This window comes from Parabacteroides sp. AF39-10AC, from assembly GCF_003635405.1.
Taxonomy (GTDB): Bacteria; Bacteroidota; Bacteroidia; order Bacteroidales; family Tannerellaceae; genus Parabacteroides; species Parabacteroides distasonis.
This window is the reverse complement of record NZ_QTLP01000030.1, coordinates 1-12546: the sequence shown is the minus strand read 5'-3', so window position 1 is coordinate 12546 and position 12546 is coordinate 1. Positions and strand designations below refer to the sequence as shown.

Annotated in this window: 10 protein-coding genes and 2 pseudogenes; 11 read left to right on the top strand and 1 reads right to left on the bottom strand. The window is 41.7% G+C overall.

Features of this window, described 5'->3' with window-relative positions:
- The first annotated feature begins 554 nt into the window (after positions 1–554).
- The 11 genes and pseudogenes from DW033_RS20695 to DW033_RS25070 all read left to right on the top strand — a co-directional run bounded on the left by DW033_RS20695 (position 555) and on the right by DW033_RS25070 (position 11976).
- Positions 555–1028, top strand: coding sequence for a hypothetical protein (locus tag DW033_RS20695; RefSeq protein WP_005858467.1), 474 nt, complete (start codon positions 555–557; stop codon positions 1026–1028).
- 35 nt (positions 1029–1063) lie between these two features.
- A complete protein-coding gene (locus DW033_RS25370; RefSeq protein ID WP_009017080.1) occupies positions 1064–1255 on the top strand; it encodes a helix-turn-helix domain-containing protein in 192 nt (63 codons plus the stop codon).
- Between the two features lie 371 nt (positions 1256–1626).
- Positions 1627–1707 (top strand): potassium-transporting ATPase subunit F, encoded by an 81-nt coding sequence (locus DW033_RS25365; protein WP_080504992.1) that lies wholly within the window; start codon positions 1627–1629, stop codon positions 1705–1707.
- Positions 1708–1734: 27 nt separating this feature from the next.
- Positions 1735–3444 (top strand): potassium-transporting ATPase subunit KdpA, encoded by a 1710-nt coding sequence (gene kdpA, locus DW033_RS20675; RefSeq protein WP_005858471.1) that lies wholly within the window; start codon positions 1735–1737, stop codon positions 3442–3444.
- Positions 3445–3460: 16 nt separating this feature from the next.
- Positions 3461–5500: a potassium-transporting ATPase subunit KdpB gene (gene kdpB, locus DW033_RS20670; RefSeq protein ID WP_122383106.1), complete on the top strand. Its 2040-nt coding sequence runs from the start codon at positions 3461–3463 to the stop codon at positions 5498–5500.
- An 80-nt stretch (positions 5501–5580) separates the two neighbouring features.
- Positions 5581–6162, top strand: coding sequence for a K(+)-transporting ATPase subunit C (locus DW033_RS20665; RefSeq protein ID WP_005868610.1), 582 nt, complete (start codon positions 5581–5583; stop codon positions 6160–6162).
- A gap of 32 nt (positions 6163–6194) precedes the next feature.
- Positions 6195–6965: a hypothetical protein gene (locus tag DW033_RS20660; RefSeq protein WP_005868608.1), complete on the top strand. Its 771-nt coding sequence runs from the start codon at positions 6195–6197 to the stop codon at positions 6963–6965.
- Between the two features lie 13 nt (positions 6966–6978).
- Positions 6979–8100 carry a sensor protein KdpD gene (locus DW033_RS20655; RefSeq protein WP_005868607.1) on the top strand — a complete coding sequence of 374 codons (1122 nt, stop codon included), beginning with the start codon at positions 6979–6981 and terminating at the stop codon, positions 8098–8100.
- A gap of 10 nt (positions 8101–8110) precedes the next feature.
- Positions 8111–9829: an ATP-binding protein gene (locus DW033_RS20650; RefSeq protein WP_005868605.1), complete on the top strand. Its 1719-nt coding sequence runs from the start codon at positions 8111–8113 to the stop codon at positions 9827–9829.
- A 28-nt stretch (positions 9830–9857) separates the two neighbouring features.
- The gene (locus DW033_RS20645) at positions 9858–11204 is read left to right on the top strand and encodes an aspartate kinase (RefSeq protein ID WP_005858483.1); all 1347 of its coding nucleotides are present in this window, start codon (positions 9858–9860) and stop codon (positions 11202–11204) included.
- 331 nt (positions 11205–11535) lie between these two features.
- Positions 11536–11976, top strand: a pseudogene (locus tag DW033_RS25070) (ATP-binding protein).
- Positions 11977–12129: 153 nt separating this feature from the next.
- Here the strand turns inward: DW033_RS25070 and DW033_RS25360 are convergent.
- A pseudogene (locus tag DW033_RS25360) lies at positions 12130–12344 on the bottom strand (site-specific integrase); the annotation flags it as partial.
- Positions 12345–12546: the final 202 nt, after the last annotated feature.

Genomic DNA, 12546 nt, shown 5'->3' with positions numbered 1-12546 from the left:
TTTAGAATTGATATTTTTAATCTATTGATATATAGTGATTTATGTTTATTGTTCTTAAATTGGTCTGATTTTGGCATTATCTTTATCAGTTTAGATTTCCGAAGAAAGTATCATTAATATTCATCTTCGGTTGTCTGCTATAAGAAACAATGTAGAACAACAAAGAAACAAAATGGTATTTTTTATTTATCAGTTAGGCTCGCTTGCCTCTGTATGGGCAATCAGCAATTTAATAAAAAAAGATGTTCCTCAAAGGATCAAAAACAAGATTATCGTTCTGTTACTAGTAACAAGCTGGATTGGTGTTTTGGGGTATTTTTTCATTTTGAAAAACAGGATTGAAAAATGGTGGCCTTGCAAGAAGTACTTGGTTGCTCATAGAAGGATATGAGTTTCATATTATATATTATTGCAATTAAAGTTGTTTTATGTGTACCAAAATCTTTTTCTCCATTCATTCTGTAAAGATTTGAATTGTTTTTTTCTTTTTGAGCCGTGGATATAATTTATTCACGGCTTATTTAAAGGATTTGATTTCAAAAATTAGGATACAAATGGAAAAGAATATGCGGATGAAATTTTTAAAGCAACGGATAACGGTAATATTACTGTTAGTGGCTAGCGTATGTATATGTGGTAGCATCAATGAATTCTATGTCTTCGAAAATGATTATTATTTTAAATATCTGCTGAATACTTTTACAGGAATCATCCTTTTGACAGGAATTGCCTATTTATGCTATCCTCAAAAGAAGACAAATCAGGAAAATGAATTGGTGCTGAATGAATACAAACTGGTGTATGAAACGGAGTCTACCGCATCGCAATATTTTATTTCTGATACAGAAGCTTGGAACACATTAAGAAAACAATTGAAAACAACAGCTCAAGGACATGCTATTTTATATATCAGCGAAAGTTGCGAATTGCCTATAATCAATAACATGATTTTAGCTAAAAAGAGAAATTTCGATTGTTGGAAGCCTGCCTGTGCAGGGCAGATATCTAAAGATTTTGGTGAGATTTAAAGTGATCATAAAAAATATATGGCAGCCATAAAACGATGTCCATGGAAAGGAAATGTCAATTATCTGAAAATACGGGGAATAATATTGAATTGGACCTAGTCAGCGTTGAAAAGCACCACATTCAGAAAGTTCTCCAACATACTAACGGATACAAACCCGAAGCTGCTCGTCCTCTTGGGATAGCCTTAACCACACTTTATAGGAAGATGGAAGCCTATGGACTATAATGTGGAACACTTTGTTCTTGCATACCCGGTAGGTTTACCTAAAACAGGCAGCTTGCGTTTTTTATATACCTTTTCAAAATGAAAATATCTTTTTCCTTTTGAAAAGGATTGAGCATATTACATAATAATATTATTTTTTGATTATATAACTGATAAACAATGTATTGTGCAAGAACTCGATTTTTTGGCACAGCTTTGGCATATAGTAGGGTGGAAAACAAATAAATAGTATTAACAATTAAAAAAGACAAGTATGGAAGATACGTTATCATTTTTGTTCTTGTGTGCTACCGGTGTAGCATGCTATTGGTTTTTCTTCAAGTGTGTGGACTGGTTTGAGAAAATTTAATGTAAGAAAGGAGAATTAAATTATGTTTTTAGCACTGTTTATACTTTGCTTATTGATCTTCGGGTATTTGATGTATGTCCTAATTAAGCCCGAAAAGTTTTAATGGTAATTAGTTTTTTTAAGTGAAAAGATGAATACAGAAATTTTAGGTGTAGCATTGCAGATATTGCTGCTGCTGGTTATCAGTTACCCGCTGGGAAAGCATATCGCCAAGGTGTATAAGGAGGGAAACGACTGCATGCGTTTCATGGCTCCAATTGAAAGATTTATTTACAAGTTGGCGGGTATCAACCCCAATGAAGAGATGGATTGGAAGGCATTCTTGAAATCTCTGCTTATTATAAACGTATTTTGGTTCTTCTGGGGTATGATCCTGTTGGTATCGCAAGGATATCTTCCTTTGAATCCTGATGGGAACAGCGGACAAAGTCCAGATTTGGCGTTCAACACGTGTATTAGTTTCATGGTTAACTGTAACTTGCAGCACTATAGCGGAGAAAGCGGTTTGACTTATTTTACACAGTTGTTCGTCATCATGTTGTTCCAGTTCATCACTGCTGCAACAGGTATGGCTGCCATGGCTGGAATTATGAAGTCGATGGCCGCCAAAACAACTAAAACAATCGGCAACTTCTGGCACTATTTAGTGATCAGCTGTACACGTATCCTTTTCCCGATGTCTCTGATCGTGGGGTTCATCCTGATCATACAAGGTACGCCGATGGGCTTTGACTCCAAAATGACAATCCCGACATTGGAAGGAGCTGAACAAACTGTTTCACAAGGTCCTACAGCTGCAATCGTTCCGATTAAACAGTTAGGTACGAATGGTGGTGGTTACTTCGGAGTAAACTCTTCTCACCCATTGGAAAACCCGACTTACCTGACCAATATTGTAGAATGTTGGTCTATTCTGATCATTCCGATGGCATTGGTATTTGCTTTGGGATTTTATCTGAAACGTAAAAAGTTAGGTTATGTGATCTATGGTGTGATGCTGTTTGCTTATCTTTTGGGGGTATTCTGTAACGTTCACTATGAGATGGCAGGTAACCCGAAAATCGACGAGATGGGTATTGACCAGTCTTGCGGTGCTATGGAAGGTAAGGAAACCCGTCTGGGTCCGGGCGCAACCGCTTTGTGGTCTGTGACTACGACCGTCACCTCTAATGGTTCCGTTAACGGTATGCACGACAGTACAATGCCTCTTTCTGGTATGGTGGAGATGTTGAACATGCAGATCAATACATGGTTTGGTGGTGTCGGCGTAGGTTTCATGAACTACTATGCATTCTTGATTATAGCCGTATTCATCAGCGGTTTGATGGTCGGACGTACGCCGGAATTCTTAGGTAAAAAGGTAGAAGCCCGAGAAATGAAGATTGCAACGATCGTTTCGTTGGCTCACCCATTCGTGATTTTGATCTTTACGGCTATCTCTTCCTACGTATGGGTATATGCCCCTGAATTCGTAGAGAGCGAGGGTGGCTGGTTGAACAACCCTGGTTTCCATGGTTTCAGTGAAATGTTATATGAATATACTTCTTCTTCTGCTAACAACGGTTCCGGTTTTGAAGGATTAGGCGACAATACCTATTTCTGGAACTACACTTGCGGTTTGGCACTGATCATTTCACGTTATTTGCCAATTGTCGGACAGGTAGCTATTGCAGGTCTTTTGGCAAACAAGAAGTACACTCCGGAGAGTGCGGGTACATTAAAGACTGATACGGTTACATTCGGTGTGATGACATTCTTCGTAATCGTCATCGTTGCTGCCTTGTCATTCTTCCCGGCACAAACATTAGGCCCGATCGCCGAATATTTTAGTATTTACTAATTGACAGATTAAGAAGATGAGAAATAACAAAACTGCTTCTTTATTTCCAAAGAAGCTCGTTATAGAAAGTTTGAAGCAATCATTCATTAAGTTGAATCCGCGGATGATGTTCCGTAACCCGATCATGTTTATCGTGGAGGTGGTGACATTCGTCATGTTGTTTGTTACGATTTGGGCGGCTACCACCGGTGATACGACACAAGGATCTTTCGGTTACAATATCTTAGTGTTTATTGTATTGTTCGCCACGTTGCTTTTCGCCAACTTCGCAGAGGCGATTGCAGAGGCACGAGGCAAGGCACAGGCCGACAGTTTGCGTAAGACCCGGGAAGAAACTCCTGCCAAATTGTGTGTCGGTAACAAGATCGAAACGGTCAGTTCTTCTCAGTTGAAGAAAGGCGACATCTTTATTTGTGAAGCCGGCGACACGATTCCTTCCGATGGTGAAATTATCGAAGGTCTGGCTTCTATCGATGAAAGCGCCATCACAGGTGAATCTGCTCCGGTGATCCGTGAAGCGGGTGGAGACAAGAGTTCTGTAACAGGCGGTACGAAAGTATTGTCCGACCAGATCAAGGTGAAAGTGACGACCGAACCGGGTGAAAGTTTCTTGGATAAGATGATCGCCTTGGTGGAAGGCGCTTCTCGCCAGAAAACTCCGAACGAAATCGCCTTGACAATCTTGCTGGCAGGTTTTACATTGGTATTCGTTGTTGTTTGCGGTACCTTGAAACCGTTTGCTGATTATTCCAACACGACGATTACGATCGCAGCCTTTATCTCTTTGTTCGTTTGTTTGATCCCGACTACGATCGGTGGTTTGTTATCTGCCATCGGCATTGCCGGTATGGATCGTGCGTTGTCTGCTAATGTAATCACCAAATCCGGTAAGGCGGTTGAAACAGCCGGTGACATTGATACTTTGCTGCTCGACAAGACCGGTACGATCACGATCGGTAACCGTAAAGCAACCCAATTCTATCCGGTATCCGGCATTGACGAACACTCTTTTGTACAAGCTTGTCTACTGTCCTCTCTTTCTGACGATACACCCGAAGGTAAGTCAATCGTGGAACTGGGACGTGAAAAAGGTGTACGTGTACATGATCTGAATACATCCGGATCAAAGATGATCAAGTTTACGGCAGAAACTAAATGTTCAGGGGTGGATTTGGCAAACGGTACTCGCATCCGTAAAGGAGCTTTTGATGCTATTCATAAGATGAGTGAGGCTGCCGGCAACAAATATCCGAAAGAAGTGGCCGATTTGGTTCAGAAGATCACGAGTAACGGCGGTACTCCGCTGGTTGTTTCACAGGATGATTTCATCATTGGTGTGATCGAGTTACAGGATATCATCAAACCGGGTATCCAAGAACGTTTTGAACGTTTGCGTAAGATGGGTGTGAAGACGGTAATGGTAACCGGTGATAACCCGTTGACCGCAAAATATATCGCTGAAAAAGCCGGTGTAGACGATTATATCGCCGAAGCCAAACCGGAAGACAAGATGAACTATATCCGTAAGGAACAGGAAAACGGTAAGCTGGTCGCCATGATGGGGGACGGTACGAACGATGCCCCGGCCTTGGCTCAGGCAAACGTTGGTGTCGCAATGAACAGTGGTACGCAGGCTGCCAAGGAAGCTGGTAATATGGTTGATTTGGACAACGACCCAACGAAACTGATCGAGATTGTCGAAATCGGTAAACAGTTGCTGATGACTCGCGGTACGCTGACTACTTTCAGTATCGCTAACGACGTGGCCAAGTATTTCGCTATCGTACCAGCTCTGTTCATGGTTACGATCCCGGCATTGGCCCCGATGAACATCATGCACCTGCACAGTCCGGAATCAGCGATCCTGAGTGCGATCATCTTTAATGCGATCATCATCCCGATTCTGATCCCTCTGGCATTACGTGGTGTGGCTTATAAACCGATCGGTGCTTCCGCATTGCTTCGTCGCAACTTGCTGATCTACGGTTTGGGCGGTGTAATTGCCCCGTTCATTGGTATCAAGTTGATAGATATGATTGTAAGTTTATTCATGTAAAAGTAAAATCAATATTAAAAACCTTCCTCCCTCTGTATGAAGATAGGAGGAAGGTTAAGAAAATAAAACAATAATTCATTATGATATCAAATCTTTTTAAATCATTAAGACTGACAATTGCATTTTGTTTGTTCTTCAGTGTTTTCTACATCTTCGTTTTGTGGTTGTTTGCCCAAGTGGCAGGACCGAATAAGGGTAATGCCGAACTGGTTACATTGAATGGAAAAGTAGTGGGGGCCGCCAATGTTGGTCAGAATTTCACGCAAGATATTTATTTCTGGGGACGTCCTTCCCATGCTGGTGACGGTTACGATGCATCCAGTTCGGCAGGTAGTAACAAGGGACCTTCCAATGAAGAACATTTAGCTTTGTTGGAAGAACGTATTGATACATTCTTGGTTCATCATCCTTACCTAACCCGTGAAAAAGTTCCGGCTGAAATCATCACGGCCAGCAGTTCCGGTTTGGATCCCCATATCTCACCGAAAGCCGCTTATGCACAGGCCAAACGTGTAGCGGACGCTCGTGGATGGTCGGAAGAAAAGGTAATGGGTATCGTCAATTCTCATGTTGAGAAACCGTTATTGGGTATGTTCGGAACGGAGAAAGTAAATGTATTGAAATTAAATGTTGCGCTTGATCAAGCATCAAATAACAAATAACAAATTTTTAATAAGTCAATTAGATTTAGGTTATGAAATCATTCGTAAAAAAAGTAGCAGCCTTGGCAGTTGTATTCTCAATGGCATCTTCTACGTTGGCTAATGCACAGGAAGAGGATGGTAAAGTAAGTTTTTCTGTACAGGGAGATTTGGTAAGTTCCTATATTTGGCGTGGTTTCTACCAAACTGGTGCTAGCTTCCAGCCGACACTATCACTGGGGGTAGGTAATTTCTCTTTGACAGCCTGGGGATCTACCGATTTTCAGGGAGCAAACTCTACATCTATGCCTGCGGCTAAAGAGATAGATTTAACGGCAGCGTATACATTCGGATCAGCTGGTCCTACATTGTCTGTCGCTAGCTTATGGTGGGCAGGGCAAGGCTCTTGCCGTTATTTTAACTTCAAAAGCCATGAAACAGATCACCATTTTGAAGCAGGTTTGGCTTACACTTTGCCTATTGAGAAGTTACCTTTGTCTATCACTTGGAATTTCATGTTTGCCGGTCAAGACAAAGATGAAAATGGAAACCAAAACTATTCTTCTTATGTGGAGTTGAATTTTCCATTCACAGTGAAGGGCGTCGATCTGAATGCAACTTGTGGTGTTCTTCCGTATGATGCGGGAATAACTACGTATGGAGGTGATGTAAATAGTGGATTTGCAGTAACGAATGTTGCATTGAAAGCAACGAAAGATATCAAAATCACGGATTCTTTCTCATTACCTATTTTTACACAGGCAATTTGGAACCCTCGTATGGAGGATGCCCATCTTGTCTTGGGAATTTCTTTAAGACCTTGATATAATAATACGCATGGACCGAGAACAAAGTGTACAACATTTTTTAGATTTGTTGAAAAAGTCTCGTCGTGGCAATTTTAAAATCTACATCGGCATGATTGCCGGTGTAGGTAAATCGTATCGGATGCTATCAGATGCCCACCAATTACTGGAAAGCGGTATCGATGTCAAGATCGGTTATATAGAAACACATGGGCGAGTCGAGACGGAGGCATTGGTGGAAGGATTGCCTATCATCCCCCGCCGCAAGATATTTTATAAAGGAAAAGAGATCGAAGAGATGGACTTGCAGTCGATTCTCAGTATCCATCCTGAAGTTGTCATCGTTGACGAATTGGCTCATACCAATGTCGAAGGCAGTAAGAACGAAAAGCGTTGGCAGGATGTCATGGATATACTGGATGCCGGTATCAGTGTGATCACGGCGGTCAATATTCAGCATATAGAAGGACTTAACGAGATGGTGCAGGACGTGGTTGGCATTGAGGTCAAGGAACGTATTCCTGATATCGTACTGGAGCAGGCTGATGAAGTGGTCAACATAGACCTTACCGCTGACGAATTGCTGGCTCGGTTAAAAGCCGGAAAAATATACAAACCCGATAAGATACAAACAGCATTAAATAATTTCTTTAAGGCTGAACATATTCTTCAGCTTAGGGAGTTGGCATTGAAAGAGGTAGCTTTGCGGGTAGAAAAAAAAGTGGAGAATACCATTCCAGAGAATCTCGGTGTACGCCACGAAAGGTTTATGGCCTGCATCAGCAGTAATGAGAAAACTCCCCGTAAGATCATACGGAAAGTCGCACGGTTGGCAACCCGATATAATTCCAAGTTTTTTGTACTGTATGTACAAACCCCAAGAGAAAGTTCCGACAGGATTCCGTTGGCAAGTCAAAGGCATTTGCTTAACCATTTCAAGTTGGCAACGGAACTTGGAGGAGAAATCATTCAAGTGCAATCCCCACATATAACGGATGCGATCGTACAGGTTTGTAAAGAAAAGCAAATCAGTACGCTATGTATCGGACGACCAGCTTTAAAATATCCTTCCGCTATCCTTGCGATGGTTCACTATCGGAACATGTTAGAAGAGTTGGCTCAATTAGGCATTGATTTAATAATATTAGCATAAAAATCCTTCCATGAATATGAATATAAAAACAAAGTTGACTTATGGGATAGGACTTTTATTTGTCCTGATCACTTTATTAGGTGGATTGGCTATAAAAAACATTCATAATGTATCGGATGACACGCAGAATATCCTAGCGGATAATTATAATTCACTCCTTTATTCCCGTCAGATGCTTGAGTCACTGGATGCCATTCGGGAAAATCCGAATGCCCGAAAAGAGTTTGAGGCCGGGTTGGAAGCTCAGAAAAAAAATCTGACAGAGAAGGATGAAGACATACTGACTAACCGATTAAGTTCGAACTGTGAAAAGGCGTTGGATGACATGGATGATGAATCGATTCGGCAGATACGCCAGACGATTTATACCATTATGGCAGTCAATATGTCTGCCATTTATGAGAAGAATGAAGTGGCTGTCCACACGGCGGAAAGGTCTCTCTTTTGGATCTGGACGGTAGGGATTGCTTGTATCGTGATCGCCTTCCTCTTTTTGGCTCGCCTGCCACGCTCGGTCAGCGTACAGATCCGGAAATTGACGGATGGCATCAAGGAAATCACCAATGCCAATTACAGCAAACGGCTCAATTTGGGCAATGAACCGGAGTTTAAGGAAATAGCCACGTTGTTCAACGAGATGGCCGAGCGCTTGGCCGAATACAGGAACAGTTCGCTGGAAGATATCCTGCAAGGGAAAAAATATATAGAAACAATTATCAACAGCATTGCAGAACCTATCATAGGCTTGAGTAAGGAACGGAAGATTTTGTTTGTCAATGACGAGGCTTTGACTGTTTTGAATTTGACACGGGAAAACATTATCGACAAACCGGCTCCCGAAGTGGCGTTAAAAAATGATCTGCTGCGCCGTTTGATCCGCCAGTTGGTACATCCCGATGACAATAAGGATCCGTTGAAAATCTATGCGGACAACAAGGAAAGCTATTTTCAAGTAAAATACATCCCGATCAACGTTAACAGGCAGACTGGACTGGAGGGTAAGTATGTCGGGGATGTGATCCTGTTGAAGAACGTGACCGAATTTAAAGAAAAAGATATTGCAAAGACAACCTTTATTTCAACGATCTCTCATGAACTGAAGACACCGATATCGGCTATCATGATGAGCTTGGAACTGCTGGAAGACAATCGGATCGGAAAACTGAATACAGAACAGGAGAGCCTTTCCAAGAACATAAAGGAAAATAGCAACCGTTTGTTGGAGATCACTGGCGAATTGTTGAAGATGTCACAGGTAGAAAGCGGTAAGCTCTACCTGAATCCGAAGATTACCAAACCGATCGAACTGATCGACTATGCCATCAAGGCGAACCGGGTACAGGCCGAGCGTTTTAACTGTCAGATCGAAGTGGAGTATCCTGAAAAGATCACCAAATTGTTTGTCGACAGCGAGAAAATTGCTTGGGTTGTGACCAACCTGTTATCGAACGCCATCCGTTATTCGTCGGAGAACGGACGGATTATCATCGGTGCACGACAGATCGACAAAGCCGTCGAGATCTATGTCAAGGACTTCGGAAAGGGCATTGACTCGCGTTACCACGAAAGTATTTTCGACCACTATTTCCGTGTGCCGGGAACAAAAGTACAAGGTAGCGGTTTGGGACTTGCCATCAGCAAGGACTTTGTGGAAGCTCATGGTGGTACGATCCGTATCGAAAGCGAAGTCGGTAAAGGTAGCACGTTCGTGATCAGATTCAATGTATAAAAAGTAAAATCAAAAATCAGATAGTCTAATGAAAGTATTAAAATTTGGTGGTACTTCAGTCGGTTCTGCCCAGCGGATCAAGAATGTCGCATCAATCATTTGCGATCAGGAACAGAAAATAGTAGTACTCTCTGCCATGGCAGGGACAACAAACTCTTTAGTGGAGATATCTGAGTGTTTCCATAAGAAAGATCCGGGAAAAGCCAATGCGATCCTTTCTGCTTTGGAACAAGCTTATGTCAATCATATAGAAGAATTATACCAAAGCGATACCTACAAAGAAAGGGCCATGCAATACATGCTTGAACGGTCTCAACATGTCTGGTCTTTCTCTAATATGCCTTTCAGCATGTTCGATGAAAAGGAAATCTTGGCGCAGGGTGAGCTAATATCAACCTTTCTGATGACCTGCTATCTGGAAGAACAAGGAGTGAAGGTAGTTTTATTGCCTGCGTTGAACTTCATGCGAATTACAATGGACAATGAACCGGACATGGAATATATCGCTAAACACCTAAATACACTTTTGGAGCAAAACAAAGAGGCAGAAATATATATTACGCAAGGTTTCATCTGCCGGAATGCTTACGGCAGCATTGACAACTTGGAAAGAGGAGGAAGCGATTACACCGCCTCTCTAATTGGAGCGGCTATCCAAGCAGAAGAGATACAGATATGGACGGATATTGACGGGATGCACAACAACGATCCACGGTTTGTCAATGACACCGCTCCTGTTAGGCAGTTGAACTTCGACGAAGCCGCTAAGTTGGCACATTTCGGTGCCAAGATACTACATCCGACTTGCATCCTGCCTGCCAAGGAAAAGAACATACCGGTACGCCTCTTGAACGCATTGCAGCCAAATGCGTCGGGTACATTGATCTCGAATACGGTGGAAAAGGGTACGATCAAAGCTGTTGCCGCCAAAGACAACATCACGTATGTCAAGATCAAGTCGCTCCATACGATACCGACACCTCATTTTCTGAGCATCGTGTTTGATACGTTCTATAATTACAATACGCCGGTGGACATGGTGACCACTTCCGATATCGGGGTTTCCGTAACGATTGATGATGACAAGCATATAGACGAGATTGTGGGTGTATTACGGAAATACGCAACGATTACAGTCGAAAAGAATATGGTGATTGTTTGTGTTGTTGGTGACCTAGAATGGCAAAATGTCGGTTTTGAGGCACGCATCATCAATGCATTGAAAGATATTCCCGTACGGATGATTTCATACGGCGGAAGTAGTAGTAATGTATCGTTGGTGATGAAAGCGGAAGATAAAGTGCATGCTTTGAAGGCGCTTAGTGAACACTTGTTTTCCGTATCAGACAAACCTGTGTTATCATCCGTTTCTTAAAAGAAAATTAAGATTAATAGTTGAGCATATTTGTTTTTTGATTTGTTTTAGAAATGAAGCAGAAGCAGTCTTTTTTTGTAGAGACTGCTTCTATTTTTCGGTAATAAACAATGAAAATTCTTCTGTGTATTGACAGGTGGAAAATTTGGTATAAACTGTCCCCCCATTGTCCTATCTAAAGAGTTCCCCAAAATCCAATTTAAATTGCCCCACCCAAAAAACATTAAAAGAGTTACAGAATCAGTTCATAATTCTACATTAATCTATTAAATAGACAAAACAGATAGTATTCCCAATAAATCAATCAGCATGAACAAGATTTGTCAAGGAGGTGTGCTACTTGTTTGTCATGGGAAGCTCCGGTACAGGAAAGAGCTACATTGCCACAGCCTTGGGATACAGAGTCTGCCAGAAAGGATTGAAAGTACTGTATGCCAATACTTCCAGACTTTTAGGGCAGTTGAAGGCCACCAAGGTAAAAGGTAGCATCCTGTAGGAGCAGAAAAAAATAGAAAGGACAGATATGCTTATACAGGATGATTTCGGCTTGCAGCCGTTGGACAACGGAAGCAGAATGCATCTGATGGACATCATCGAAGACCAATATGGTAAGAAATCAACACTGATTACATCACAATTGCCGGTCAAAGACAGGTATGATGTCATCGGCAAGGAGACAATAGCCGGCGCAGTCATGAACAGAATAACTCACCTAGCCGTAAGAATTGAGCTGCACGGAGAGTCCATACGCAAAATTTGCGGGAAGAAATGAATGACTATATTGGCAGTAAATAAAAATTATAAACCCAGCACAAATCGAAAACTAATAAACTGATTATGTGATGTTTTTTTTGTATTTTAGGAAAAATAAATCGGGGGTCAATTTAAGTTGGATATTGGGGATCTGTTTCATTCGAGTTTCCAAGTTGTCGTTATACTCCTTGAACACATTATATAATGTTTTGAAAGTTTCGTCCTTTCCCTGATAGCGGTTTACTATGGCACGTGCGGAGACAATCTTTTCCTCCAATTCCAAGTCTTGGTAAATCTGATAGAATTTCACACGCAGAGGTACTTTCCCGTTTTTAACGTTTTACTACGCTTAATGAAGAACAACACGCTGAATATTTCTCTTTCCATACGGCTCAATTTTTAATGATACAAAGTTAGGAAATCGAACCGAGAACCCGGTTATGTAAAATAGATCAATGTGCTGTAAAAAAACGAAGTAGCACTTGTGCTGTGTAACATTTTAGGCTTTCTAAAACTATCCCCCGAATAAGGATGTATAGGGCTCACCCGATAAACCTGGGGGATTAAGCATACAGCTTTGTAAGTCTGA